The sequence below is a fragment of the Amycolatopsis acididurans genome (assembly GCF_012328925.1).
Taxonomy (GTDB): Bacteria; Actinomycetota; Actinomycetes; order Mycobacteriales; family Pseudonocardiaceae; genus Amycolatopsis_E; species Amycolatopsis_E acididurans.
Window position 1 is genome coordinate 62,972 of record NZ_JAAXLS010000022.1, and the last position, 26,185, is coordinate 89,156.

Annotated in this window: 21 protein-coding genes and 1 tRNA gene; 2 read left to right on the forward strand and 20 right to left on the reverse strand. The window is 67.2% G+C overall.

From position 1 onward, the window contains the following. Nucleotides 1–99 precede the first annotated feature (99 nt). The 15 genes from HFP15_RS26230 to rplJ form a co-directional block, all read right to left on the reverse strand. Nucleotides 100–4,011, reverse strand: coding sequence for a DNA-directed RNA polymerase subunit beta' (locus HFP15_RS26230; RefSeq protein WP_168519416.1), 3,912 nt, complete (start codon nt 4,009–4,011; stop codon nt 100–102). A 141-nt stretch (nt 4,012–4,152) separates the two neighbouring features. Further along, on the reverse strand, nt 4,153–7,653 hold the full coding sequence (rpoB, locus tag HFP15_RS26235) for a DNA-directed RNA polymerase subunit beta (RefSeq protein WP_168519417.1): 3,501 nt from the start codon (nt 7,651–7,653) through the stop codon (nt 4,153–4,155). 521 nt (nt 7,654–8,174) lie between these two features. Continuing rightward, entirely contained in the window at nt 8,175–9,023 is an 849-nt protein-coding gene (locus HFP15_RS26240) for a hypothetical protein (RefSeq protein WP_246272041.1), read from the reverse strand. Between the two features lie 125 nt (nt 9,024–9,148). Then, on the reverse strand, nt 9,149–9,727 hold the full coding sequence (locus HFP15_RS26245; RefSeq protein ID WP_168519419.1) for a hypothetical protein: 579 nt from the start codon (nt 9,725–9,727) through the stop codon (nt 9,149–9,151). Nucleotides 9,728–9,764: 37 nt separating this feature from the next. After that, nucleotides 9,765–11,024: an MCE family protein gene (locus tag HFP15_RS26250; RefSeq protein WP_168519420.1), complete on the reverse strand. Its 1,260-nt coding sequence runs from the start codon at nt 11,022–11,024 to the stop codon at nt 9,765–9,767. Then, complete coding sequence (locus HFP15_RS26255; protein WP_168519421.1) at nt 11,024–12,223, reverse strand: MCE family protein; 1,200 nt, start codon at nt 12,221–12,223, stop codon at nt 11,024–11,026. The genes HFP15_RS26250 and HFP15_RS26255 overlap by 1 nt, the downstream gene beginning before the upstream one ends. Further along, entirely contained in the window at nt 12,220–13,398 is a 1,179-nt protein-coding gene (locus HFP15_RS26260) for an MCE family protein (protein WP_168519422.1), read from the reverse strand. The genes HFP15_RS26255 and HFP15_RS26260 overlap by 4 nt, the downstream gene beginning before the upstream one ends. Further along, nucleotides 13,395–14,384 (reverse strand): MCE family protein, encoded by a 990-nt coding sequence (locus tag HFP15_RS26265; RefSeq protein ID WP_168519423.1) that lies wholly within the window; start codon nt 14,382–14,384, stop codon nt 13,395–13,397. The genes HFP15_RS26260 and HFP15_RS26265 overlap by 4 nt, the downstream gene beginning before the upstream one ends. Next, the gene (locus tag HFP15_RS26270) at nt 14,381–15,409 is read right to left on the reverse strand and encodes an MCE family protein (RefSeq protein WP_168519424.1); all 1,029 of its coding nucleotides are present in this window, start codon (nt 15,407–15,409) and stop codon (nt 14,381–14,383) included. Before HFP15_RS26270 ends, HFP15_RS26265 begins: the two co-directional genes overlap by 4 nt. Beyond that, a complete protein-coding gene (locus tag HFP15_RS26275; RefSeq protein WP_168519425.1) occupies nt 15,406–16,743 on the reverse strand; it encodes an MCE family protein in 1,338 nt (445 codons plus the stop codon). Before HFP15_RS26275 ends, HFP15_RS26270 begins: the two co-directional genes overlap by 4 nt. Then, nucleotides 16,740–17,579 (reverse strand): MlaE family ABC transporter permease, encoded by an 840-nt coding sequence (locus HFP15_RS26280; protein WP_168519426.1) that lies wholly within the window; start codon nt 17,577–17,579, stop codon nt 16,740–16,742. The genes HFP15_RS26275 and HFP15_RS26280 overlap by 4 nt, the downstream gene beginning before the upstream one ends. 2 nt (nt 17,580–17,581) lie before the next feature. Next, nucleotides 17,582–18,376 (reverse strand): MlaE family ABC transporter permease, encoded by a 795-nt coding sequence (locus HFP15_RS26285; RefSeq protein WP_168519427.1) that lies wholly within the window; start codon nt 18,374–18,376, stop codon nt 17,582–17,584. Nucleotides 18,377–18,476: 100 nt separating this feature from the next. Then, nucleotides 18,477–19,631: an ABC transporter ATP-binding protein gene (locus HFP15_RS26290; protein ID WP_168519428.1), complete on the reverse strand. Its 1,155-nt coding sequence runs from the start codon at nt 19,629–19,631 to the stop codon at nt 18,477–18,479. A gap of 199 nt (nt 19,632–19,830) precedes the next feature. Further along, nucleotides 19,831–20,223 (reverse strand): 50S ribosomal protein L7/L12, encoded by a 393-nt coding sequence (rplL, locus tag HFP15_RS26295; protein WP_168519429.1) that lies wholly within the window; start codon nt 20,221–20,223, stop codon nt 19,831–19,833. Nucleotides 20,224–20,265: 42 nt separating this feature from the next. Continuing rightward, a complete protein-coding gene (gene rplJ / locus HFP15_RS26300) occupies nt 20,266–20,799 on the reverse strand; it encodes a 50S ribosomal protein L10 (RefSeq protein ID WP_168519430.1) in 534 nt (177 codons plus the stop codon). 284 nt (nt 20,800–21,083) lie between these two features. Between rplJ and HFP15_RS26305 the strand changes: the two genes are divergently transcribed. Then, on the forward strand, nt 21,084–21,947 hold the full coding sequence (locus tag HFP15_RS26305; RefSeq protein WP_312871748.1) for a hypothetical protein: 864 nt from the start codon (nt 21,084–21,086) through the stop codon (nt 21,945–21,947). Between the two features lie 61 nt (nt 21,948–22,008). Here the strand turns inward: HFP15_RS26305 and rplA are convergent, their stop codons facing one another. The 5 genes from rplA to HFP15_RS26330 form a co-directional block, all read right to left on the reverse strand. Further along, nucleotides 22,009–22,728: a 50S ribosomal protein L1 gene (rplA, locus tag HFP15_RS26310; RefSeq protein ID WP_168519431.1), complete on the reverse strand. Its 720-nt coding sequence runs from the start codon at nt 22,726–22,728 to the stop codon at nt 22,009–22,011. 76 nt (nt 22,729–22,804) lie between these two features. Continuing rightward, on the reverse strand, nt 22,805–23,236 hold the full coding sequence (gene rplK / locus HFP15_RS26315; RefSeq protein WP_139095431.1) for a 50S ribosomal protein L11: 432 nt from the start codon (nt 23,234–23,236) through the stop codon (nt 22,805–22,807). A gap of 76 nt (nt 23,237–23,312) precedes the next feature. Beyond that, nucleotides 23,313–24,110, reverse strand: a complete 798-nt coding sequence (nusG, locus tag HFP15_RS26320) for a transcription termination/antitermination protein NusG (RefSeq protein WP_168519432.1) — start codon at nt 24,108–24,110, stop codon at nt 23,313–23,315. Between the two features lie 59 nt (nt 24,111–24,169). Then, entirely contained in the window at nt 24,170–24,604 is a 435-nt protein-coding gene (secE, locus tag HFP15_RS43960; protein WP_168519433.1) for a preprotein translocase subunit SecE, read from the reverse strand. A 34-nt stretch (nt 24,605–24,638) separates the two neighbouring features. After that, nucleotides 24,639–24,711, reverse strand: a tRNA-Trp gene (locus tag HFP15_RS26330). Between the two features lie 242 nt (nt 24,712–24,953). Between HFP15_RS26330 and HFP15_RS26335 the strand changes: the two genes are divergently transcribed. Further along, the gene (locus tag HFP15_RS26335; RefSeq protein ID WP_168519434.1) at nt 24,954–26,177 is read left to right on the forward strand and encodes a pyridoxal phosphate-dependent aminotransferase; all 1,224 of its coding nucleotides are present in this window, start codon (nt 24,954–24,956) and stop codon (nt 26,175–26,177) included. The last annotated feature ends 8 nt before the right edge of the window (nt 26,178–26,185 follow it).

Sequence of the window (26,185 nt, forward strand, 5' to 3'; positions counted from 1 at the left end):
GCTACCTACCGTCGATCCGGCGCCAACTTTGGGCAGGTGTCAAGACGACGAAGCCCCCGGCTCCGAGAAAGGAGCCGGGGGCTTCGTGGGACTACCGGATCAGCGGAAGTCGCGACCGAAGTCGTAGTCGTCCAGCGGGACGGCGGCACCGGTGCCCGTACCGAACACATCCGGCGTGTAGTAGCCGTCGTCGTAGGACGGGATCGCGTACGCCGCCACCCGCGCCTCCTCGGTCGGCTGGACCTGGATGTTGCGGTACCGGTTGATGCCCGTACCGGCCGGGATCAGCTTACCGATGATCACGTTCTCCTTGAGGCCCACGAGCTTGTCGCTGCGGCCGTTGATCGCCGCGTCGGTCAGGACACGCGTGGTCTCCTGGAACGACGCCGCCGACAGCCACGAGTCCGTGGTCAGCGAGGCCTTCGTGATACCCATCAGCACCGGGCGACCCGAAGCCGGCTCGCCGCCCTCGGCCACCGACGCGCGGTTCGTCGCCTCGAACTTGGTGCGCTCGGGGAGCTCACCAGGCAGGAAGTCGGTCGAACCGGAGTCGATGATCGTGACCCGGCGCAGCATCTGCCGGACGATGACCTCGATGTGCTTGTCGTGGATCGACACACCCTGCGCCCGGTACACCTTCTGGACCTCGTCCACCAGGTGCATCTGCGCCTCGCGCGGGCCCATGACACGCAGCACCTCGTGCGGGTCCGGCGTGCCCTCGAGCAGCAGCTGGCCGACGGACACGTGGTCGCCGTCCTGCAGCGGCCCGGTCGGCGTGTTGGCCAGGCGCTGACGCTTCGACAGCTTGTCGAAGACGATCTCCTCGCCACCGTCGTCCGGGGTGAGCGTGATCTTCCAGAACCGCTCGCTCTCCTCGATGCGCACGCGGCCATCGACGTCGGCGATCGGCGCCTTGCCCTTCGGGACACGGGCCTCGAACAGCTCCGTGACACGCGGCAGACCCGTGGTGATGTCGTCACCGGCGACACCACCCTGGTGGAAGGTACGCATCGTCAGCTGCGTGCCGGGCTCACCGATGGACTGGGCGGCGACGATGCCGACGGCCTCGCCGACGTCCACCAGCTTGCCGGTCGCCATCGAGCGGCCGTAGCACATCGCGCAGACACCGACCGCGGACTCACAGGTCAGGACGCTGCGGACCTTGACCTTGGTGATGCCGCTGGTGATCAGCTTCTCGATGGCCGGGTCGCCGAGGTCGTCGCCGGCGTTGAGCAGCACGTTGCCCTCGCTGTCGGTGACCTCGGAGGCCAGGGTGCGGGCGTAGGCGGCGGTCTCGACGTGCTGCGTGCGCACGACCCGGCCGTCACCGAGGTCCTCACCGATGACCATGTTGATGCCGCGGCTGGTGCCACAGTCGGTCTCGCGGACGATGACGTCCTGGGAGACGTCCACCAGACGACGGGTCAGGTAACCCGAGTCGGCGGTACGCAGCGCGGTGTCGGCCAGCCCCTTCCGGGCACCGTGGGTGGCGATGAAGTACTCGGCCACCGACAGGCCCTCGCGGAAGTTCGCCTTGATCGGGCGCGGGATGTACTCACCCTTCGGGTTCGACACCAGACCACGCATACCGGCCAGCGACCGCACCTGGGTCATGTTGCCCGCCGCCCCGGACTTCACGATCATCGAGATCGGGTTGTCGTCGGGGAAGTGGTCCTCCATGACCTTGGCGACGTCGTCCGTCGCCTGGCTCCACACCTTGACCAGCTCGTTGTTGCGCTCGGCGTGCGAGAGCTGACCGCGCTGGTAGCGCTTCTCGACCTGGTCGGCCTTGGCCTCGTAGCGGTCGAGGATCTCCTTCTTCTCCGGCGGCACGACCACGTCGGAGATCGACACGGTCACCCCGGAACGGGTCGCCCAGTAGAAACCGGCGTCCTTGAGCCGGTCCAGCACCTGCGCGACCTGCGTCATCGAGTACCGCTCGGCGAGGTCGTTCACGATCGCGGCCTGCCGCTTCTTCGGCATCGGCTCGTTCACGAACGGGTAGTCCGCGGGGAGCAGGTCGTTGAACATGACCCGGCCCAGCGTGGTCTCGCCCAGCCACGGCTGACCCGGCTCCCAGCCGTTCTCGGCCAGCTTCGCCGCGTCGGCCCGGTTCGGCTGACGGTCGTTGATGCGGATCTTGATCGGGGCGTGCAGGCTCAGCGCCTTGCGGTCGAAGGCCATGATCGCCTCGGCAGGCGAGGAGTACGCCTGCCCGTGGCCGACCGCGTCCTCGACCACGCGGGTCAGGTGGAACAGGCCCGTGACCATGTCCAGACGCGGCATCGCCAGCGGACGACCCGAGGCCGGCGAGAGGATGTTGTTCGCCGACAGCATCAGGATCCGGGCCTCGGCCTGCGCCTCGGCCGACAGCGGCAGGTGCACCGCCATCTGGTCACCGTCGAAGTCCGCGTTGAACGCCTCGCAGACCAGCGGGTGCAGCTGGATGGCCTTGCCTTCCACCAGCTGCGGCTCGAAGGCCTGGATACCGAGGCGGTGCAGCGTCGGCGCGCGGTTCAGCAGCACGGGGTGACCGGTGATGACCTCTTCCAGCACGTCCCACACCTGCGGGCGGGCCCGCTCCACCATCCGCTTGGCGGACTTGATGTTCTGCGCGTGGTTGAGGTCGACCAGCCGCTTCATCACGAACGGCTTGAACAGCTCCAGCGCCATGTCCTTGGGCAGACCGCACTGGTGCAGCTTCAGCTGCGGGCCGACGATGATGACCGAACGGCCCGAGTAGTCGACACGCTTGCCGAGCAGGTTCTGGCGGAACCGGCCCTGCTTGCCCTTGAGCAGGTCGGACAGCGACTTCAGCGGGCGGTTACCGGGGCCGGTGACCGGCCGGCCGCGGCGGCCGTTGTCGAACAGCGCGTCGACGGCCTCCTGCAGCATCCGCTTCTCGTTGTTGACGATGATCTCGGGCGCGCCGAGGTCGATCAGTCGCTTGAGGCGGTTGTTCCGGTTGATGACCCGGCGGTACAGGTCGTTGAGGTCGGAGGTGGCGAAGCGGCCACCGTCGAGCTGCACCATCGGGCGCAGGTCCGGCGGGATGACCGGGACGGCGTCGAGCACCATGCCGCGCGGGTCGTTGCCGGTGGCCTGGAACGCCGCGACGACCTTCAGTCGCTTGAGCGCGCGGAGCTTCTTCTGCCCCTTGCCGTTGCGGATGGTGTCGCGCAGGTTGTCGGCCTCGGCGGCGACGTCGAACTCGGTGGCCAGCTTCTGGATGGCCTCCGCGCCCATGCCGCCGGTGAAGTACTCGCCGTAGCGGTCGTACAGCTCGCGGTAGAGCGTCTCGTCCGCGATCAGCTGACGCGGCTCGAGCTTGGTGAAGGTGGTCCAGATCTCCTCGAGCCGGTCCAGCTCACGCTGGGCACGGTCGCGGAGCTGGCGCATCTCGCGCTCGCCGCCCTCCTTGACCTTGCGGCGGGCGTCGGACTTGGCGCCCTCGGCCTCCAGCTGGGCCAGGTCGGCCTCGAGCTTCTGCGCTCGGGCCTCGATGTCGGCGTCGCGCTTGGTCTCGATGTTCTTGCGCTCGACGCCGATCTCGTTCTCCAGCGTCGGCTGGTCGTTGTGCCGCAGCTCGGTGTTCACCCCGGTGATCACGTAGGCCGCGAAGTAGATGATCTTCTCGAGGTCCTTCGGGGCCAGGTCGAGCAGGTAACCCAGCCGCGAGGGCACGCCCTTGAAGTACCAGATGTGGGTGACCGGGGCGGCCAGCTCGATGTGGCCCATCCGCTCACGGCGCACCTTGGCACGGGTCACCTCGACGCCACAGCGCTCGCAGATGATGCCCTTGAAGCGGACCCGCTTGTACTTGCCGCAGTAGCACTCCCAGTCCCGGGTCGGGCCGAAGATCTTCTCGCAGAAGAGGCCGTCCTTCTCGGGCTTGAGCGTGCGGTAGTTGATGGTCTCCGGCTTCTTCACCTCGCCGAAGGACCACTGACGGATGTCGTCGGCGGTGGCCAGGCCGATCCGGAGCTCATCGAAGAAATTGACGTCCAGCACGACTAGTCCGCCTCCCCGGCATTTTGACGTACTTGCGTTGCGAAAGAACGGTTACGAAACATCGTTTCCTTTGGTCGCCCGCCGTCACGGTCCCCTTAGGTACCGTGACGGCAGGGCCGGCGTTTCGATAGAGGCGGATAGTTACTGCGCGATGTCATCCACGGAGGGCGACTCGTTGCGGGACAGGTTGATGCCGAGGTTGGCGGCGGCGCGCTCGAGGTCCTCGTCGTCGGAGTCGCGCATCTCGATCGCCGCACCGTCGGAGGAGAGGACCTCCACGTTGAGGCAGAGCGACTGCAACTCCTTGAGCAGAACCTTGAACGACTCCGGGATGCCCGGGTCGGGGATGTTCTCGCCCTTGACGATGGCCTCGTACACCTTCACACGGCCAACCACGTCGTCCGACTTGATCGTCAGCAGCTCCTGCAGCGTGTACGCCGCGCCGTAGGCCTGCATCGCCCAGCACTCCATCTCACCGAAGCGCTGGCCACCGAACTGCGCCTTACCACCGAGCGGCTGCTGGGTGATCATCGAGTACGGGCCGGTGGAGCGGGCGTGAATCTTGTCGTCCACCAGGTGGTGCAGCTTGAGGATGTACATGTAGCCGACCGCCACCGGGTACGGGAACGGCTCGCCGGAACGGCCGTCCAGCAGCACCGCCTTGCCGTCGGGCTGCACGAGACGCTCGCCGTCGCGGTTCGGCTTGGTCGAGGCCAGCAGGCCGGTGAGCTCCTCCTCCTTGGCACCGTCGAACACCGGGGTCGCGGTGTTCGTGCCGGAGTCGACGTCGTAGAGCTCGGTGGGCAGGCTCTTCGCCCAGTCCGGGTTGCCCTCGACCTTCCAGCCCTGCGAGGCCAGCCAGCCCAGGTGCAGTTCGAGGATCTGGCCGATGTTCATCCGTCGCGGCACACCGTGGGTGTTCAGCACGATGTCGACCGGGGTGCCGTCCTCCATGAACGGCATGTCCTCGGCGGGCAGGATCTTGCCGATGACGCCCTTGTTGCCGTGCCGGCCGGCGAGCTTGTCGCCCGGCTGGATCTTCCTCTTCTGGGCCACGTAGACGCGGACCAGCTCGTTGACGCCCGGGGGCAGCTCGTCGTCGTCCTCGCGGGAGAACACCCGGATGCCGATGACCTTGCCGGTCTCGCCGTGCGGCACCTTCAGCGAGGTGTCGCGGACTTCGCGGGCCTTCTCACCGAAGATCGCGCGGAGCAGGCGCTCCTCCGGGGTCAGCTCGGTCTCGCCCTTCGGCGTGACCTTGCCGACCAGGATGTCGCCGTCGCGGACCTCGGCACCGATCCGGATGATGCCGCGCTCGTCCAGGTCGGCCAGCACCTCTTCGGAGACGTTCGGGATGTCCCGGGTGATCTCCTCGGCACCGAGCTTGGTGTCCCGCGCGTCGATCTCGTGCTCCTCGATGTGGATCGAGGTGAGCACGTCGTCCTGCACGAGCCGCTCGGAGAGGATGATCGCGTCCTCGTAGTTGTGGCCTTCCCACGGCATGACCGCGACGAGCAGGTTCTTGCCCAGCGCCATCTCGCCGTTCTCGGTGGACGGCCCGTCCGCGATCACCTGGCCCGCCTCGACCCGGTCACCCTCGTTGACGATCGGGCGGTGGTTGAAGCAGGTGCCGTGGTTGGTGCGGCGGAACTTGTACAGTCCGTAGCTCTTCCGCGTGCCGTCGTCGTGCATGATCGTGACCAGGTCGGCCGAGAGCTCCTCGACCACACCGGCCTGCTCGGCGACGAGCACGTCACCGGCGTCGATCGCGGCCCGCAGCTCCATGCCGGTGCCGACCAGCGGCGAGGAGTTGCGCAGCAGCGGCACCGCCTGGCGCTGCATGTTGGCACCCATCAGCGCACGGTTGGCGTCGTCGTGCTCGAGGAACGGGATCATCGCCGTGGCGACCGACACCATCTGGCGCGGCGACACGTCCATGTAGTCCACGTCCATCGGGTCGATCAGCTCGACCTCGCCGCCCTTCCGGCGGACCAGCACCCGGTCCTCGGCGAAGTGCTGGTCGTCGGTCAGCGGGGCGTTGGCCTGCGCCTTGACGTAGCGGTCTTCCTCGTCCGCGGTCAGGTAGTCGATCTGGTCGGTGACCCGGCCCTCGACGACCTTGCGGTACGGCGTCTCGATGAAGCCGAACGGGTTGACCCGCGCGTAGGAGCACAGTGAGCCGATGAGGCCGATGTTCGGGCCTTCCGGCGTCTCGATCGGGCACATCCGGCCGTAGTGCGACGGGTGGACGTCGCGGACCTCCATGCCGGCGCGCTCACGGGACAGACCACCGGGGCCCAGCGCCGAGAGGCGGCGCTTGTGGGTCAGGCCCGACAGCGGGTTGTTCTGGTCCATGAACTGCGACAGCTGCGAAGTCCCGAAGAACTCCTTGATCGCGGCCACGACGGGACGGATGTTGATCAGCGTCTGCGGCGTGATCGCCTCGACGTCCTGGGTGGTCATCCGCTCCTTGACCACGCGCTCCATGCGGGAGAGGCCGACCCGGATCTGGTTCTGGATCAGCTCGCCGACGGTGCGCAGGCGGCGGTTACCGAAGTGGTCGATGTCGTCGACCTCGACCGGCACCGTCTGGCCGTTCATCTCCATCTTCTCCTCGCCGGCGTGCAGCCGGACGAGGTACTCGATGGTGGTGACGATGTCCTCTTCGGTGAGCGTGCCGGTCTCGTACGGCAGCTCCAGGCCCAGCTTCTTGTTGACCTTGTAGCGGCCGACCTTGGCCAGGTCGTAGCGCTTGTCCTTGAAGAACAGGTTCTCCAGGAGGGTCTGCGCGCTCTCCTTCGTGGGCGGCTCGCCGGGACGCAGCTTGCGGTAGATGTCCAGCAGGGCCTCGTCGGTGCCCGCGGTGTGGTCCTTCTCGAGCGTCGCGAGCAGCGTCTCGGAGAAGGAGAAGCGCTCGCGGATCTGCTCGGTGGTCCAGCCAAGGGCCTTCAGCAGCACGGTGACCGGCTGGCGGCGCTTGCGGTCGATGCGCACGCCGACGGTGTCGCGCTTGTCGACGTCGAACTCGAGCCAGGCGCCCCGGCTCGGGATGATCTTGACGCTGAAGACGTCCTTGTCGGTGGTCTTGTCGATCGCCTGGTCGAAGTAGACACCGGGCGAGCGGACCAGCTGGGACACCACGACACGCTCGGTGCCGTTGATGATGAAGGTGCCCTTGTCGGTCATCACCGGGAAGTCACCCATGAAGACCGTCTGGCTCTTGATCTCGCCGGTCTCGTTGTTGATGAACTCCGCGGTGACGAACAGGGGCGCCGCGTAGGTCATGTCCTTGTCCTTGCACTCCTCGACGGAGTACTTGACCTCGTCGAAGCGAGGGTCGGAGAAGGACAGGGACATTTTGCCTGCGAAGTCCTCGATCGGGGAGATCTCGTTGAGGACCTCTTCCAGGCCGCCGGTGGGGTTCTCTTCGCCTTCTTCGACGCGGCGCTCGAACCACTTCTCGTCGCCGGTGAACCATTCGAAGGACCTGATCTGCACGTCCAGCAGATTCGGCGTGGTCAGCGGTTCGCGGATCTTCGCGAAGGAGACCCGTTTGGGGGCTCCGGGGATTCCCGTGTTGTTCGAGGCAGATACAGCAGAGGTGGTCGCAGCAGTGGCCTGGTTCGCGGGAGAGACTGCCAAGATGCGTCCTTCCGGGGACAATGAGCGGTGAGCAGCCGCGTTAGCAACTACTAATGCGACTGTCAAGGGTGCCGTGGTGCCCACTATCCTAACTGCCGTGCCCGGGCAGCCTGAAAGAGGGCAGCGCAAAGAAGCAGTCTAGCCCGAACGACGCGTCTTGTCGAGGGGCACTCCAGACGGGGCCCAGACCTCGATCACTGCGTCTTCAGGTATGCCTCCAGGCTCGCCCTCCCGCAGGGCGTTGCCGTCGCCAGTAAGCGTGACCGCAAGGCGGCTTCCAGTCAAGATGCCACGCCATCGAACCGCCGGTTGGCGCAACCCGGTCGCGGTGCGTACTCAGCCGCCGCCACCCACTCCTACCTGCGGGTTCATCGCGTTCGCGGATCACGGCCGGCACGCTGCCGAGGGTGGCTGATCTTTGCCGGGTGCCGCTTTCCACAGCGCGGCCGACGACGTTTCCGGCGCGAAAGAACACCGGGGCCGCCCCCTTGCGGAGACGGCCCCGGGTGTGGTGTCAGCGGTCAGCGGCTGGGCTTCGTGGACGCCCCCGCGGGCGGTGCCGACGAGGCGGGCGCCGGGGCCTGGCTCGGCTTGGCGACCTGGTCGTCATACGTGCCGAGGTCGGTCAGCTTCCACTTGCCGTCGACCTCCTGCATGTTCACGTACAGCTGTGCGCTGCCGCTGGAGGTCTGGTTCTGGTCGGTACGGGTCGAGGTCTGGTCGACGAAGAGCAGCACCCGTGCGCGGTCGCCGTCGAGCATGATCACCGCGCTGCGGCTGACCTTGACCGTGACCACCATCTTCTGCTGCGGGGCCAGCCGCTGGACCTCGCCCATCAGGCTGTCGTACTTCGCCTTGACCGCATCGTTGTTCAACAGGTCCTTGGCGGCGTTCTGGGTCTTGGCGATGTCGTTGAAGTCGTAGGAGAACAGCGTCTCGACCGCGCTCGTCGCGGCCTGATTGACCTGCGAGGTGCGCGCGACGTCCAGCAGCGCGGTGTTGGACGTGGCCGCCGAGAGCTTGTTGTCCTCGATCTTGAACCAGACGGCGAGACCGGCCAGCACGAGCGCGACGCCGAACAGGACGCCGGCGAGCAGGAACGGGTTGCGGCGCTTGCGGGGCCGCTCCTCGCCGTGCTCGGCCGTGTCCGCGTAGGCCACGGCGGACTCGGCCTCGGAGTAGTCGAACGGCTTGAGCGTGCCCGCGTCACGGCTCTTGCGGCGTGGGCTGAGCCGCCCGCTCTCCGTGGCGTACTGGTCCTCGAAGGCCGGCTCCGGCGCCGCCGCGGCAGGCTCGAACGCCGTGCCCGCGGATCCGTAGGCGTCCTCGGCAGACGCGCCGTAGGCCTCCTCGGTGTCCTGCGGATCCATGTCCTGCGGCTCGGAACGCGGACGCGGCGACGGACGGCGAAGGCCCGCCACCTTGGGGCGCCGGGCCGGTTGCGGTGGGCGGCGTGGCGAACTGGATGGCACGAGAAAACTCCCTACGTCGCGCTTTAGCTTCCGGCCACCGTCGGCACCGAGCCGATCGAGGACAGCTTCCAGGCGTCACCGACCTTGGTGAGCTGGAGCTCGAGGCGCTGCATCTTCGGCGCCGGCTGCTGCCCGTCGCGGTTGACCACGTAGCTGACCGCGGCCAGTGCGTTGGCCTTACCGTCGTGCGTGTTCAGCTCTTCGACCCCGACGTCCATCACGTTGACGTCGGTGACCTTGGTCTTCGCGTCGATGATCGCCTGACGGTAGTTCTGCTGGTTGCCCTTGAGCTGGCCGGCCAGATCGTTGTCCGAGATGGCCAGCTGCTGCTGGAAGTACTGGTCCACGTTGGTGTAGTCCACGGCGATGAAGGCCCGGACGGCCTGCGCGGTCGTCTTCGACACGTCGTCGCGGTTCTGCGCGAGCGAGAGGTTGCCGTTGCCGGAGGAGACCCACCACTGGATCCCGAAGATCGCCGCCACGATCAGCGCGGCGATCGCCAGCGTCGCGGAGCCCAGCAGCACGTAGCGGCCGGTGTTCGGCTCCTTGCCGGGCACGTCCTCGGCCGGCGCGGGCATGACCGCCGTCTCGTCCGAACTCATAACACTCCAGAGTAGATAAACGCTTGTCAGCTCCCGGTCAGCCGGGCAGTCCCAGCAGACCGGACAGGCTGGTGATGGACACGGAGGGAGAGCCGACGACCCCGGGCGTGCCGCGCATCTCCGCGAGTTGCTGTTCGTCCCGGTTGGAATTCTGGGCGACCTGCTGCTGCGTCGGCTGCACGGGCACGCCGTTGTACGGCGCGTTCTGCGCACCACGCACGTCGACCGGGCTGCCGGTCGGCTCGGCGCAGTAGGCGTTCCAGTCCGGCTGCCGCGCCGAGGTGTCGGTACCCGGCCGGTACTGCTCCGGCTTCTGGTAACCCTTCGTGCACGGGGGCGGGTCGAACAGGTTGAGCGCCAGGCCGAGGTGCGCCGTGCCGTCGCCGGGTGCGACGCTGCGGGCGCCGATCGAGAGCAGCGGGTAGCTCACCAGCACCTGCTCGATGCCGTCCTGCCTGGTCAGCAACAGGTTCGACGTGGTGAGCAGGTTCGCGAACAGCTCGGACAGGCCCGGCCCCACGTCGGTGACCATCTGGTTGATGACCGAGGCCGCCTGCGGGGTCACCTGGATCAGGCGCCGCAGATCCCCGTCGGAGTTCTTCAGCGTCGCGGACAGCTGGTTCAGGTTCTTGCTGAACTCGGCCATGTTCGACGCTTCCGCGTTCTGGGTCTTGAGCACGGTGTTGCCCGAGTCCAGCAGCTGCACCGTCTGCGGCAGGTACTGCTGCGCCGAGGCGGTGAAGTCCCGCACGGTGTTCAGCAGCACCTGCAGGTCCTGCCCGGTCCCGTTGAACGCGTTGTAGGACTCGTCCACGACCGTGCGCAGCGCGTTCGTCGGCACCGACTTGGCGAGCCCGTCGAGATCGGAGACCACCTGCTCGGTGCTGACCGGCGTCTGCGTCTTGGTGACCGGGATGACCGAGCCGCCGCCCAGGTACGGGCCGCTCTCGGTGACCGGGCGCAGGTCGACGAACTGCTCGCCGACCGCGGACCGGTTGGCGATCACGGCGGTGAGGTTCTGCGGCACCTGCGGGGTCTTCGGGTCGATGTCGAGCTCGGCCTCCAGCCCCTGCGCGGTCAGCCGCAGCGGCCCGACCCTGCCGATGTTGAACCCGCGGTAGGTGACCTCGGCGCCGGTGAAGATGCCACCGGAGTTGGCCAGTTCGAGTTTGACCGTGTACCCGGTCTGCCCGAAAACCTGCCCGAGCCCGGCGAACCGGATCAGCGCGTACACGATCGCGACCACCGAGATCACGAGGAACGCGATCAGCTGGATCTTCGTCCTGCGAACGAGCATCAGGAACCTCCCGCCAGCAGTCCGAAGATTCCGGCGACGCCGGTCTGTTGCGGCTGGGCCGCGTTCTGGCCGCCGCTCGTCCCCTGGGTGGGGAGGTTGAGCGGCAGCGGCGGTGTCGAGTTCGCCTGCGTGCCCGAGGGGCTGCCGCCGGTGAGCCCGAGGCTGTCGGGCAGCACCCCGGCCAGCGGGTTGTCCCTGCTGCGGCCGAGGTTCTGCAGCACCGTCTGCAGGTTCAGGTCGATGTTGACGTAGAGGTTGAAGTAGTCGCCCTTCACCCCGTTGACCGCCTGGTCGCTGAAGGGGTAGGTGAGCAGCAGTTCGAGCGACTTCGGCAGGTTCGCACCCGCCTCGCCGAGCTTCTGCAGCGTCGGCAGCAGCGCCTTGAGGTCGGCGACCACGTCGGCCTGGCTCTTGTTGATCGTGTCGACGGTGACGCCGGAAAGGTTCTGCAGCGCCTGCAGCATCGTCACCAGCTGACCGCGCTGCTGTTCGAGCACGCCGAGACCGGGGGCCAGGGAGTCGATCGCGCCCGCGATCTTGTCCTTCTGGTTGGACAGCGTGAACGACAGCCGGTTCAGCCCGTCCAGCGCCCGCGTGATGTCGGCCGACTGTTTGTCCAGAGTGGACACCAGGTCGTTGGCGCTGGAGAGCAGGTTCCTGATGTCGGGCTCGCGGCCCTGCGTCGCGGAGTTGAGCTCCTTGGTGATCGTGTTGAGCTGCTCGACCCCACCGCCGTTGAGCAGCATCGACAGTGCACCGAGCACCTCCTCCACGTCCACGCTGCGGTTGGTGCGCTCCAGCGGGATCTCGGCGTTGTTGACGAGCGTGCCCTGCGCCAGATCGGCGCCGGGCGAGGTCAGCTCGACGTACTTCTCGCCGAGCAGGCTGGACTGGCGGATGTTGGCGAGCGCGTTCGCGGGCAGCTTCACGCCGCCGTTGATCTCCATGGTGACCTCGGCGTGCCAGCCGTCCGGGGTCAGCCCGATCGACTCGACCCGGCCGACCGGGACCTCGTTGACCTTGACCCCGGACTTGGGCACCAGGTCGAGCACGTCGCGGAACTGCGCCTTGACCGTGTACGGGTGATCGCCGACATCGGCGCCGCCCGGGAGCGGGACGCTGTAGATACCACCGAAACCGCAGCTGGTCAGTGTCAGCGCGGCCGCGACACCGGCGGCGGCGAGCGCGAAGCGTTTCACTGCGACGCCCCCGTTCCGTAGAGGTCGGTGAACGGCAGCGGCAGCGGCGGCAGTTGCCCGCTCTGCAGCGCGTGCACGGTCTGCGCGACCGAGGGCAGCTTGACCGTTCCGTCGAGGACCCCGGCAACCGAATCGCACGCGTTGCCGAGCAGGTTCAGCTTGCCCGCCTGTTTGAGCAGCCCGCAGATCATCACGATCGGCGGCTGGGTGAGCTCGTTGAGGTTCGCCCGCGCGTCGAGCGTGCCCGCGGACCCGTTGTAGGCGTTGATCACGTTGTTGAGGCCGACCGGCGCGACGTCGAGGATCTCGGCGAGCGCGCTGCGCTGGTCGACCAGCACCTTGGTCACACTGGCCAGCTTGTCCACATTGGAGCGCAGCCGGTCGTGGTGCTTGTTGATGAAGTCCTGTACCAGCGCCAGCGTCGTGCCCAGCTGCTGAACGGTGGCCGCGAGGTTGTCCTTCTCCCCCGCCAGATACCCGCTGACACCGGCGAGCTGCGATTCGAACTGCCGCACCTGGCCGTCGCTGTTGGCCAGCATGGTGGTGAAGTTCGCGAGGTTCTGGATGGTCGCGAACAAGTCGTCCTTGTTGCCGGACAACGTCGACGAGGCCTGGCTGAGCTTGGTGATCGTGTCGTGCAGCGCCTGTCCGTTGCCGTTCATGTTCTGCGCGAGCGTGGTCAGCAGATCGGCCAGTGAACCGTTCTTGTTGACCCCGTTCGGGCCGAGCGACTGGCTGATCTGGTCCAGGCTCGAGTAGAGCTGGTCGACCTCCAGCGGCACCGCGGTGCGGTTGACCGGGATGCTCGCACCGTCGTCCATCACCTTGCCGCCGGTGTAGGCGGGCGCGAACTGCACGTACCGGTCGCTCACCAGCGACGGGGCCACGATCGCGGCCTGCGCGTCGGCGGGCAGCGACACCGACCGGTCGTAGGTCATCTCGACCTTGACCTGCTTGCCCATCGGCTCCACCGCGGTCACGGTGCCCATTTCGACGCCGAGCACGCGCACGCTGTTGCCCGCGTAGAGCCCGATCGCGCTGGGGAAGTAGGCGGTCACGTGCTTCTTGCCGGCGTCCTTGAGCGTCCACGACAGCACGCCGGCCACCACGAGCCCGAGCACGCAGGCGATCGCGACGCCACGCGCCACTGTCTGTCCGAATCGGGTGTCGGTCATCGCTGATTACACCCCTGATCGTTGAGCACGCCGGCCACGGACGGCAGGACCAAACCACAGATGTAGTTGTCGAACCAGTGCCCGTTGCCGACCGTGTTGGTGAACACCCGGATGAACGGCGCGAACCGCTGGATGCCCTGTGCGAGCGAGTCCTGGTTGCGCTGCAGCATCGCGGTCAGCTGATCCAGCGACTTCAGCACCGGCTCCAGCTGCGCGTCGTTGTCGTTGACCAGCCCCTGCAGCTGCGTCGACAGCGTCTGGGCCCCGGTCAGCAGGGTCGAGATCGCCTGCTCCCGCTTGGAGATCTCGTCCAGCAGCTGGTTGCCGTCGGTCAGCAGTTTGTTCAGCTCGGCGTCGCGGTCGGCGAGCGTCTGGCTGATCTGCTTGGTGTTCGACAGCAGCTGCGAGAGCTGGGTGTCCCGCTTGGCGATCGTGTCCGACAGCTGCGACAGACCGGACAACGCACCCTTCACCTCGTCCGGCGTGCCGGACAACGTCTGGGAGATCGTGTCGAAGCTCTGCGCGAGCTGCTTCGTGTCGATTTGGTCCACTGTGGACGACAGATCGCGGAAGGCGTCCAGCACGTCGTAGGGCGCGAGCGTGCGCTCCTTGGGGATCGTCGTGCCGGGGTTGAGCGTCTTGTCGCCGACCGGGTCCAGCGAGAGGTACTTCTGGCCGAGCAGCGTCTTGATCTTGATGACGGCGTTGGTCTTGTCGCCGAGCCAGGCGTCCTTGACCTTGAACGACACCTTCACCTGCGCGCCGTCGAGCTCGACGTCGGTCACCTTGCCGACCTTGACGCCCGCGATGCGCACCTCGTCGTCGGCCTTGAGCCCGCCCGCCTCGGTGAAGTCGGCGGTGTAGGTGGTGCCGGCGCCGATGATCGGCAGGCTGTCGGCGTTGAGCGCGACGATGAAGCCCAGCACCATCACGACGAGACCGGCGACGGCGATGGGAATCGGGTTGCGGGACTGGAAGCTTTTCACGAGCCGCACCTCGCCTGGCTCTGGGGCTGGATCGGCACGTCGATGGGCATCACGACGGGCGGCAGCGCCACCGTGCCCTTGGTGGAGCAGAGGAAGAAGTTGAACCACGAGCCGTAGTCCGCGGTCCGGGCCAGCGTCGTCACCTTCTGCGGCAGGAACTGGATGAAGTGCTCCACCAGTGGCTCGGAATCGTTGAGGTTGTTGGACAGTACGCCCAGGGCCGCGATGTCGTTCTTCAACGGCTCACGGGCCTGTTCGAGCAGTCCGCTCGTGGTCTTGGCCAGCCCGCCGAGCGCGTCGATCGCGTCACCGATCGGCTTGCGGTCGGCGGCCAGCCCCGACACGAGCTGCTGCAGTTTCACGATCAGGTCGGACAGCTGCGGGGTACGCGCGTTGACCGTGTCGAGCAGGCTGTTGAGGTTGTCGATGACCTGCCCGATCACCTGGTCCTTCTGGGCGATCGTCGTGGTCAGCGACGCGGTGTGCGCGAGCAGGCTGTCGATCGTGCCGCCCTCGCCCTGCAGGACCTGGATGATCTCGTAGGAGAGCTTGTTGACATCGTCCGGGTTCAACGCGGTGAACAGCGGTTTGAACCCGTTGAACAGCTCGTCCAGATCCAGCGCGGGCTTGGTCTGGCTGATCGGGATCGTCGCGCCCGGTTTGAGCGCCTGCCTCGGATCACCGGTGCCCTGGTCCAGCGAGATGTAGCGCTGGCCGACCAGGTTGCGGTACTTGATCGTCGCCCGCACCCCGGCGGGCAGCGTGCGGTTGGAGTCCACCTCGAAGTCGATCTGCGCCTGACGGCGGTCCACGATCTTGACGTCGGTGACCTGCCCGACCTTCACGCCCGCGATCCGCACCTCGTCACCGGGGAGCACGAGTGTCGCGTCGGAGAACCGCGCGCTGTAGCCCTTGGTGTCGCTGGTGTTGATGTTGGCGATGCTGATGCCGAGGACCGCGGTGAACAGCACGGTGACGACGATGAAGATCGTCAGCTTGATCAGCGGTGCGACGAGTCCCCTCACTTGACCGTCACCTCCGCGCCCCGGTACAGCGGGCCCACGAGCAGGCTGCCCCAGTCGGGCATGTCGGCCGGGTCCATGCCGACCTGCGGACCCACCAGCTGCGCGAGCAGGTCGTTCTCGGCGGGACTGTTGGCCGGGTTACCCGCGGTCGTGCCGCTGCCGCCGTTGTATCCGCCCGCGGTCGCGGTCGTGTTGGCGGGCTGCAGCCCGTCGTTGGCGGTGCGCGAGGCCGGGGTCGGCTGGCTGCCGTCCTTGATCGGACCGTCCGGCGGGTACTGCGGGAACGGCTGCGGGAAGTCCTTCACGTTGTAGCAGCGCGGCCCGCGCTTGTCCTCGAACTTCGGCTCGTCCCGGCCGGCCTTGTAGGGCCCGCGGTTGACCACGACCTCCACCGTGGCGTGCAGGCCGGGCTGGTTGGTGCCCTTGCCCAGCGCCTGGTCCACAATCGGCACCAGGTCGGCCATGTTGCCGAGCAGGCACGGGTACTCGGGCGCGTACTTGGCCAGCAGTTCGGCCGTCGGGCGCGAATTCGCGGCCAGGCTGATGAGGTTGCTCGCGTTGCCCCGCACGAACGATTCGAGCGTCTGCGAGCTCTGGGTCACGTTGGCGTAGAGCGCCTGGAGGTTCTGCTGTTCGTCCACAATGGTCTTGCTGGTGGTCGAGAGGTTGTCCAGCGCCTGCACCAGGTCCGGCGCGGACGCGTTGAGGTTGTCGGAGAACTTCGCCAGCTGCTGCAGGTTCTGCCGCAGCGCGGGCAGGTGCGGATTGAGGTCGCTGAGGTAGTTGCCCAGCTGCGACAACGTCTGGCCGAGCTGGTCGCCGCGGCCTTGCAGAGCCGTGGAGATCGCGGTCAGCGTCGTGGACAGCTTCTCCGGCTGCACGGCCTGCAGCACCGGCAGCAGGTCGTCCAGCGCCGCGGACAGCTGCACGGCGTCCTGGGTGCGGTCCTCCGGGATCACGTCGCCACTGCGCAAAGTGGACGAGGACGCGTTCTGCGGGATCTCCAGCGAAACGAAGCGCTCGCCGAACAGCGTCTTCGGCAGGAAGCGGGCCGAGACGTTGGCCGGGATCATCTTGGCCGAGGCCGGATCCAGCGCCAGCGTGAGCTCCGCGCCGTCCGACCGCGCCGTGATCGACTTGACCGACCCGACGATGAGCCCGCGCACCTTCACGTCGGACTGCTCGAGCAGCTGGTTGCCGATGTCGCCGGCCTCCAGCTTGACGTCCACCGTGTCGGTGAACGCCTTGTTGTACATGGCGATGGAGAGGGTGATCCCGCCGACGAGAACAGCGATCAGCACCAGCCCCAGCAGCCTGCGGCGCAGTGTCGTCATCCCGCGATCCTCACCGTGGTCGTCGTGCCCCAGATCGCGAAACCGATGAAGAAGTTGATGATCGCGACGGTCACGATGGAGAGCCGCACGGCGCGGCCCACGGCGACGCCCACACCCGCGGGGCCGCCGGAGGCACGGTAGCCGAAGTAACAGTGCGTCAAGATGATCACCACGCTGAAGATGAGGACCTTGACGAACGAATAGAAGACGTCCTGCGGAGGTAAGAACAGGTCGAAGTAGTGGTCATAGGTTCCCGCCGATTGTTTGTAGATGTAGATGACGACAAGGCGGGACGCCAGGTATGACGACAACAGGCCGATGATGTACAGCGGGATGACCGCGACGAACCCGGCGATGATGCGCGTGGTCACCAGGTACGGCAGGCTCGGCACGCCCATGACCTCGAGCGCGTCGATCTCCTCGGAGATCCGCATCGCGCCCAGCTGCGCGGTGAAGCCCGCGCCGACGGTCGCCGACAGCGCGAGACCGGCCACCAGCGGCGCGATCTCGCGGGTGTTGAAGAACGCCGTCAGGAAGCCGGTGAACGCCGAGGTGCCGATCGAGTTCAGCGCCGAGTAGCCCTGCAGACCGACGAGCACACCGGTGAACAGGGTCAGGCCGATCATGACGCCGACCGTGCCGCCGATGACGGCGAGCGAACCCGAGCCGAAGCTGACCTCGGCGAGCAGGCGCAGCACTTCCTTGGTGTAGCGGCGGATCGTCCGCGGGGTCCACGCCAGCGCCCTGGCGTAGAACGACATCTGGTCACCGAAGTTGTCGAGAACCTCGAGTGGCCGGTTCGCGATCCGTTTCGCGCTCTGGCCGAACGTAGCCATGATCAGCTCAACTTTCCGGGCACGATCTGCAGGTACACCAGGGTGATCACGAAGTTGACCACGAACAGCAGCAGGAACGTGATGACCACCGACTGGTTCACCGCGTCGCCCACCCCCTTCGGACCACCGGACGGGTGGAGCCCGCGGTAGGCCGCCACCACGGCGGCGATGAACCCGAAGATGAGCGCCTTGAGCTCACCGACCCACAGGTCGGGCAGCTGCGCCAGCGCCGAGAAGCTGGCCAGGTACGCACCTGGGGTACCGCCCTGGAGCACGACGTTGAAGAAGTAGCCGCCGAGCACGCCGATGACGCTGACCATGCCGTTGAGCAGCAACGCCACCAGCATCGACGCGAGCACGCGCGGCACGATCAGCCGCTGCACCGCGGAGACGCCGAGCACCTCCATCGCGTCGATCTCCTCGCGGATGGTGCGGGCGCCGATGTCGGCGCAGATCGCGCTGCCGCCCGCACCGGCGACCAGCAACGCGGTCACCAGCGGGCTGGCCTGCTGCACGGTCGCGAGCACGCTGCCCGCGCCGGTGTAGGACTGCGCGCCCAGCTGGCGGGCGAGCGAGCCGAACTGCAGGGAGATCACCGCGCCGAAGGGGATGGCGACCAGCGCGGTCGGCAGGATGGTGACGCTGGCGATGAACCAGGACTGCTGAATGAACTCGCGGAGCTGGAAGGGTCGCTGGAAGAACCCGCGAATGATGTCCAGCCCGAGAGCGAACAGTTTCCCGGTCTCTCGCAGCATCCCCGCGCCGGGGATCTTGGCCCGAGAGGCCGTAGTGCTCATGGGAGGTCTCGCTCCCCTCGTCCCTCGGTACGCGAGAACTCCCGCGAGGCACGAGTGCGCTGTGTCAATTCGAGGGATTCCTCCCTCTGGTCGTCATCCCTCATGCCCCACCCGGTCCTTGATCAGAGCGGCGGCGGCCGCCGGTTCTCGGCAACTGAGCGATCTGGTCCTGCGGCAACTGGCCGTGGTGGCCGGTCACCGGGGCGGTCTCGACAGTCTGGTCCCACGTGGGCTGCTGATCGCGGCGCCGGGGGTGCACGCCGTAGCGCGCCTGCTCCTCCGGGCTCAGCGAGTCGATGATCCCTTGCTGCGCCGCGGGCGGCAGCGTGTGCAGGATCTGCATCACGCGGTCCTTGCGGCGGATCGCGCCCTGGCGCACGGGCATGCCGGGGGCGGGCTGCATCTGCGGCGGGATGCCCTCGATCTCCTCGACACCACCGGCGTGGTGCCCGGCCTCGAACATCGCGCGCTCGGCGGCAATCGTCGCGGAGTCCTTCTCCTCGGACATGCCGATCGGGCCGTCCATGCGGCCGTTGAGGAACTGCTTGACCACCGGCTCCTCGGACGTCAGCAGCACCTCGCGCGGCCCGAACATGACCAGTTCCTTGCGGAAGAGCATGCCCAGGTTGTCCGGCACCGTACGGGCCAGGTTGATGTTGTGCGTGACGATCAGGAACGTCGCGTCGATCTGGGTGTTGACGTCCAGGAACAGCTGCGAGATGTAGGTGGTGCGGACCGGGTCCAGACCGGAGTCCGGCTCGTCCACCAGGATGATCTCGGGGTCCAGCACCAGCGCTCGGGCCAGGCCCGCGCGCTTGCGCATACCACCGGAGATCTCACCGGGCAGCTTCTTCTCCGCGCCCGCCAGACCCGTCATTTCGAGCTTTTCCAGCACGATCCGGCGGATCTCGGTCTCCGACTTCTTCGTGTGCTCCCGCAGCGGGAACGCGACGTTGTCGTAGAGGTTCATCGAACCGAACAACGCGCCGTCCTGAAACAGCACACCGAACAGTTTCCGCGTCTCGTACAGCCTGTGCTCGCTGCAGCGGACGATGTCCACACCATTGATGACGCACTTGCCACGATCGGGCTTGAGCAAGCCGATCATGGACTTCAAGAAAACCGATTTCCCGGTCCCCGACGGACCCAGCATCACTGATACCTCGCCTGGAGGCAAAGTGAGCGTCACGTCCCGCCAGATGGTCTGCCGGCCGAACGACTTCGTCAGACCCTCGATGACCACCTCGGCACCCATCGCACCTCCTGGAGCTCCTACGGTGACGGCTCACACACCCTAGACAGGTCGCGCACGGTGAGCACGTCCGCGTCTTCCGGGTGCAACGAGTTGAGCGCCGTGGAGGTTACTCACGAGTTTGGCAATACACAATCCAGGTGAACAGAAAGGCGGGCACCCACGAAGGGTGCCCGCCTCTCGAAATTCCGTAATACGGAACTTACTTCACGCTGACCTTGGCGCCGGCCTCTTCCAGCTTGGTCTTGGCGGCCTCGGCGGCGTCCTTGTCGACCTTCTCCAGGATCGCCTTCGGGGCGCCCTCGACGAGCTCCTTGGCCTCCTTCAGGCCCAGGCCCGAGACGACCTCGCGGACGACCTTGATGACCTGGATCTTCTTCTCGCCGGCACCCTCGAGGATGACGTCGAACTCGTCCTTCTCCTCCTCGGCCGGGGCGGCGGCACCCGCGGCACCCGGGGCGGCGGCCACGACGGCAGCCGGGGCGGCCGCGGTCACGTCGAAGGTCTCCTCGAACTTCTTCACGAAGTCCGAGAGCTCGAGCAGGGTCAGCTCCTTGAAAGCGTCGAGCAGTTCTTCGGTGCTCAGCTTCGCCATGGTGGCGTTCCTTTCTTATCGGGGTGGTTCTGGGGGGTGATCTCAGCTCTCGGCTGGTGCCTCGTCCTTGCGCTTCTCTTCCAGCGCGGCCGCCAGGCGGGCCACCTGGGACGCCGGCGCCTGGAACAGCGCGGCGGCCTGGGACAGCTTCGCCTTGAAGGCACCCGCGGCCTTGGAGAGCAGCACCTCACGGCTGTCGAGGTCGGCGATCTGCGTGACCTCGTCGACCGTGAGCGGGCGGCCATCCATGTAGCCGCCCTTGATGACCAGGTTGCTGTGGTCCTTCGCGAAATCGCGGAGGGCCTTCGCGGCGTCGACCGGCTCACCCTCGATGAAGGCGATGGCGGTCGGGCCGACGAACAGCTCCTCGAGGCCGTCGATCCCGGCGTCCTGCGCGGCGCGCTTGACGAGGGTGTTCTTCGCGACCCGGTACTTGGCACTGGTGCCGAGAGCGCGGCGCAGCTGACTCAGCTGGGACACGGAGAGGCCGTTGTACTCGGTGACGACGGTGGCCGAGCTGGTGCGGAACCGGTCCGCGATCTCGGCGACTGCCTCCACCTTGTCGGGCTTCGCCATTCCTCGCCTCCTCTCTTGGCTGGTAGACCACCGGCCTTGACGAAAGGAGCCCGAAACGACGAAAACGCCCCAACGCAACAGGCGCGGGGCGTCATGGGATGCGCGCACGTGCAAGCGCGGCAATCTGCCTCGTTCCTCCTGCGCGGGCCGCCCGGCGATGCGGGACCTTCGTTCTCCGTGCACAGGGACACGGAGAAAACCAGCGGTCTTCGGTAGAACCGTCGTCCAGGATACACGGACCCTCCCGGTGGTCAGCGGCGGGAGGCGCCGGGCATCATGGGCGGGTGGTTGGACAGCGACCTGGCGACGAGCCCGACGACCGAGGCGAGCTGGAACCCCGGCGTCCCGCTCCCCCATCGGAAGGGGCGTCCTCGGAGCCGGAACCGATCCAGCCGCCGCAGCTGGATCCCGAGCAACTGCGGCAGTTCGAGCAATTCCAGCAGTTCCAGGACTACCTGCGATTCACCGAGTCGCAGCAACAGGGCCGGATGGTGCCCGCGACCCAGCAGGGCTCGCCCCCGGTGCCGCCACCGCCGCACGGCGGGCAGGTCCAGCTCGCGCCTCCGCCGCCCCCGCCCGGCCCGAAGATCAAGGTGCCGCGCTGGGTCAAACGCCTCGCCTGGAAGCTCCTGTCGGCACTGCTGATCCTGATCGTGCTGATCATCGCGGGCAAGCTGGCCTACGACCACTTCTTCCCCGACAACAGCAACGACAACCGCCCGGCGTCGGAGACCGGGGGCGGGAAGTACCACGCGCACACCGAGCTGTCTACGGCGCCCTACGAGGCCGTGCGGTCGGTGTACGACGCGATCGCACAGAACGCGGTTCCGATGGCGTGCGGCCGCTTCCGCGACGACGTGCAGCAGAAGTTCGCCGACGACCTCGGCTTCGCGGACTGCAAGGTCGCCGCCGAGACGTTGCACACCCAGGTGACGAACGTCAACGACTACGCGGAATCCATCTTCCCGAGCCAGTACGACCCCGACGCCACGAGCATCACGATCGACTCGTGTGCGTTCACGATCAAGGGCGGGCCCGCACTCGGCACGTTCGTGGTCACCAAGATCGAACGCAACCAGTGGCTCATCACCGACCACCGGCCGGGCCCGAAGACCTGCGCCCCCACCACGGCGCCCAGCAGCCGCTGAGAAAGCGGATGGCCGCCTCCCCGCGAAAGGGAAAGGCGGCCATCCGGCAGTACTGAGAACCTCAGGCGTTGGCGTCCTCGGCCAGCAGGTTCCGGGTGCGGCCCGGGTCGACCGGGATGCCGGGGCCCATGGTGGTGGAGAAGGTGATCTTCTTCAGGTAACGGCCCTTCGCCGCGGACGGCTTGGCCCGCAGGATCTCGTCCAGGGCGGCCGCGTAGTTCTCCACGAGCTTGTCGGCGTCGAAGGAGGACTTGCCGATCACCAGGTGCAGGTTGGCCTGCTTGTCGACGCGGAAGCTGATCTTGCCGCCCTTGATGTCGGTGACGGCCTTCGCGACGTCCGGCGTGACGGTGCCGGTCTTCGGGTTCGGCATGAGACCACGCGGGCCGAGGATGCGGGCGATGCGCCCGACCTTCGCCATCTGGTCCGGCGTAGCGATCGCGGCGTCGAAGTCGAGCCAGCCACCCTGGATGCGCTCGATCAGCTCGTCGCTGCCGACCGCGTCGGCACCGGCGGCCTCGGCCTGGGTGGCCTTGTCGCCGACGGCGAAAACGATGACGCGGACGGTCTTACCAGTACCGTGCGGCAGGTTCACGGTGCCGCGGACCATCTGGTCGGCCTTGCGGGGGTCGACCCCGAGACGCACGGCCACCTCAACCGTGGCGTCCATCTTGACCTTGGAGGTTTCTTTCGCGAGCTTCGCGGCCTCGAGCGGTGCGTACAGCCGCTCGCGGTCGATCAGCTCGGCGGCCTGACGGTAGGCCTTGCTGCGCTTAGCCATGCTCTGTCCTTCGGATCAGTGTGGTGACGGGCCAGCGCGTGGCCCTCCCACGAAATGATGTGACGTCGGGTGGGGCTTATTCGACGGTGATGCCCATGGAGCGGGCGGTGCCGGCGATGATCTTGGCCGCCTGGTCGATGTCGTGGGCGTTGAGGTCGCTCTTCTTGGTCTCGGCGATCTCGCGCACCTGGTCCCAGGTCACCTTGGCGACCTTGGTCTTGTGCGGCTCGCCGGAGCCCTTCTCGACACCCGCGGCCTTCAGCAGCAGCTTCGCGGCCGGCGGCGTCTTCAGCTTGAAGTCGAACGAGCGGTCTTCGTAGACGGAGATCTCGACCGGCACCACGTTGCCGCGCTGCGATTCGGTCGCGGCGTTGTAGGCCTTGCAGAACTCCATGATGTTCACGCCGTGCTGACCCAGTGCGGGGCCGACCGGCGGAGCCGGGTTCGCGGCACCCGCCTGAATCTGCAGCTTGATGATCGCTGCAAGCTTCTTCTTCTTGGGTGGCATTCCTGATTCCTATTCACTACCGAGTCCCTCGCGCGCCTGCCTGCACGCAAGGGCCAACAACCCAGTGTACGGGCCGTCAGATCTTGGAGACCTGGTTGAACGACAGCTCGACCGGCGTCTCGCGGCCGAAGATCGACACCAGCACCTTCAGCTTCTGCGCGTCCGCGTTGACCTCGCTGATCGTCGCGGGCAGCGTCGCGAACGGGCCGTCCATGACGGTGACCGACTCGCCCACCTCGAAGTCCACCTCGACCGGCGCGGACACGCTGGTCTCGGCCGCGGCGGCCTCGCCCTTGGCCTTGGCCGGGGCGGCCTTCTCGACCTTCGGCGCGAGGAACTTCAGCACCTCGTCGATGGTCAGCGGCGACGGCTTGGAGGTGGCGCCGACGAACCCCGTGACGCCGGGGGTGTTGCGCACCGCGCTCCACGACGCGTCGTTGAGCTCCATCCGGACCAGGATGTAGCCGGGCAGCACCTTGCGCTGCACCTGCTTGCGCTGGCCGTTCTTGATCTCGGTGACCTCTTCGGTCGGCACCTCGATCTGGAAGATGTAGTCCTCGACGTCCAGGGTCTGCGTCCGGGTCTCGAGGTTGTTCTTGACCTTGTTCTCGTACCCGGCGTACGAGTGCACCACGTACCAGTCGCCGGGCAGGGACTTCAGCTCGGCGCGGAGCTTGGCGACGGGGTCCTCCTCGTCGCTCTCCGGCTCGACGGCCGCGGGTTCGTCGGCTTCCGGCTCGACGGCCTCGGCGGCTTCGGTGTCACTGGCGGCGGTCGCGTCGAGGTCGGCCTGCGCCTCGGCGGCATCCTCAGCCGACGTGCCAACCGGCCCGTCGAACTCGTCGCCGGCTGCTTCGCCGTTCTCGGAGGTCACTTTCCGTCCTCTCACTTGATCGCTTGTCGTGCCCGTGCCGGCCCACGCACCTGGCGCGCTCAGCCGAACAGCCAGAACACGCCCTTGCGGAACACGAAGTCCAGCAAGTAGACCAACGCGACCATGAAAGCCACGAAGACCAGCACCACGGTGGTGTAGGTGACCATCTGCTTGCGCGTCGGCCAGATGACCTTGCGCAGCTCCGCCCACACCTCGCGGACGAACCGCATGAGCCTCGCCAGCAGCGAGGGCTTCTTGTCCTTGCGAACCCGCTTGGGGGTCGCACGGCCCTTCTTGGCCTCGGCCGCCTTGCCCGTGCCCTCCGTGGAGGACCCCGCCTTGGCAGCCGGACGAGCCTTGTCCTGGTCCTTGGCCGTGGCCTTACCCGCGGGGCGCGCGGAAGCGCGACGTTCGCGCCGAGCCGCGGCGGTGACCGGACGAGAAGCCCGCTTGGACTCCTGTTCCTTCTCGCCGCCGGCGTCGCTGTCGCTCACGACCACTCCTCGGGTTGGACCACCTATGCCGAAGCAGGGGCGACAGGACTCGAACCTGCGACCTGCGGTTTTGGAGACCGCTGCTCTACCAACTGAGCTACACCCCTTCGAGCACCTTCATCCGCTCGCCGGACACTCCTCGCCGGCCTCGCAACCCGCACGAGGCCTCGCTACCGAGGTTCCGAGTTCAGAAGTCTACGGCAAGCCATTCGGGCACTCTCAACCGAGCCTCCCCTGTGCCTCGCGGGACACCCGCACCCGGTCGGCATCGATGGCCGGCTCCGCCATTACCGGCCATCGAGGCCTCCTGAGTGTTCGATCACAGCCCCACCGTGCCACCATGTAGGCCATGACCTCATCCGAAACCATCACCCGCCCGCGCGTCTCGGCCCGCATCTCCAGCATCACGCCCTCGGCCACGCTGGCCGTGGACGCGAAGGTGAAGGCGCTGAAGGCCGAGGGCCGCCCGGTGATCGGTTTTGGCGCGGGACAGCCCGACTTCCCCACCCCGGACTACGTCGTCGAGGCGGCCGCGGCCGCCGTGCGCGACCGCGCCAACCACGGCTACACCGCCGCCGCCGGTCTTCCCGAGCTGCGCGAGGCACTGGCCGCGAAGACCCTGCGGGACTCCGGTTTCGAGCTGCCCGCTTCGCAGTTCCTGGTGACCAACGGCGGCAAGCAGGCGGTGTACTCCGCGTTCGCCACGCTGTGCGACCCGGGCGACGAGGTGCTGCTGCTGGCCCCGTACTGGACCACCTACCCGGAGTCGATCAAGCTCGCGGGCGGCGTTCCGGTGCAGGTCACCGCGGACGAGACCACGGACTACCTGGTCACCGTCGACCAGCTCGAGGCGGCGCGCACCGACCGCACGAAGGTGCTGCTGTTCAACTCGCCGTCCAACCCGACCGGCTCGGTCTACCCGCGTGAGCAGATCGAGGCGATCGGCCGCTGGGCCTACGAGCACGGCATCTGGGTCGTGACCGACGAGATCTACGAACACCTCGTCTACGACGATGCGGTCAACCACTCGCTCCCGGTCGTGGTGCCCGAGATGGTCGACCAGACGCTGGTGCTCAACGGCGTCGCGAAGACGTACTCGATGACCGGCTGGCGCGTCGGCTGGATCGCGGGCCCGCAGGACGTGATCAAGGCGGCGACGAGCTACCAGACGCACCTGTGCGGCAACGTGTCCAATGTGGCCCAGCGCGCGGCGCTGGCCGCGGTGGCGGGGCCGCTGGACATCGTGCACGAGATGCGCGCCGCGTTCGACGTGCGCCGCAAGAAGATCGTGTCGATGCTCTCGGCCATCCCCGGGGTCACCTGCCCGACGCCGAAGGGCGCCTTCTACGCGTACCCGTCGGTCAAGGACGTGCTGGGCAAGGAGATTCGCGGCGAACGCCCGAAGGACACGCTGGAGCTGGCGGACCTGATCCTGCGCGAGGCCGAGGTGGCCGTCGTGCCGGGTGAGGCGTTCGGCACACCGGGCTACTTCCGTTTCTCCTACGCGCTGGCGGAATCCGACCTCGTCGAGGGTGTCGAGCGCGTCGGCAACCTGCTCTCCGAGGCCAAGTAGCCTGCTGC

Excerpts from the sequence above, each read along its gene's own strand:
- HFP15_RS26240 (WP_246272041.1), bottom strand. The coding sequence starts at position 9,023 with ATGGATCCGCAGGACACCGAGGAGGCCTACGGCGCGTCTGCCGAGGAC.
- HFP15_RS26245 (WP_168519419.1), bottom strand. The coding sequence starts at position 9,727 with ATGAGTTCGGACGAGACGGCGGTCATGCCCGCGCCGGCCGAGGACGTG.
- HFP15_RS26250 (WP_168519420.1), bottom strand. The coding sequence starts at position 11,024 with ATGCTCGTTCGCAGGACGAAGATCCAGCTGATCGCGTTCCTCGTGATC.
- HFP15_RS26260 (WP_168519422.1), bottom strand. The coding sequence starts at position 13,398 with ATGACCGACACCCGATTCGGACAGACAGTGGCGCGTGGCGTCGCGATC.
- HFP15_RS26275 (WP_168519425.1), bottom strand. The coding sequence starts at position 16,743 with ATGACGACACTGCGCCGCAGGCTGCTGGGGCTGGTGCTGATCGCTGTT.
- HFP15_RS26280 (WP_168519426.1), bottom strand. The coding sequence starts at position 17,579 with ATGGCTACGTTCGGCCAGAGCGCGAAACGGATCGCGAACCGGCCACTC.
- HFP15_RS26285 (WP_168519427.1), bottom strand. The coding sequence starts at position 18,376 with ATGAGCACTACGGCCTCTCGGGCCAAGATCCCCGGCGCGGGGATGCTG.
- HFP15_RS26290 (WP_168519428.1), bottom strand. The coding sequence starts at position 19,631 with ATGGGTGCCGAGGTGGTCATCGAGGGTCTGACGAAGTCGTTCGGCCGG.
- rplL (WP_168519429.1), bottom strand. The coding sequence starts at position 20,223 with ATGGCGAAGCTGAGCACCGAAGAACTGCTCGACGCTTTCAAGGAGCTG.
- rplJ (WP_168519430.1), bottom strand. The coding sequence starts at position 20,799 with ATGGCGAAGCCCGACAAGGTGGAGGCAGTCGCCGAGATCGCGGACCGG.
- rplA (WP_168519431.1), bottom strand. The coding sequence starts at position 22,728 with ATGGCTAAGCGCAGCAAGGCCTACCGTCAGGCCGCCGAGCTGATCGAC.
- rplK (WP_139095431.1), bottom strand. The coding sequence starts at position 23,236 with ATGCCACCCAAGAAGAAGAAGCTTGCAGCGATCATCAAGCTGCAGATT.
- HFP15_RS26335 (WP_168519434.1), top strand. The coding sequence starts at position 24,954 with ATGACCTCATCCGAAACCATCACCCGCCCGCGCGTCTCGGCCCGCATC.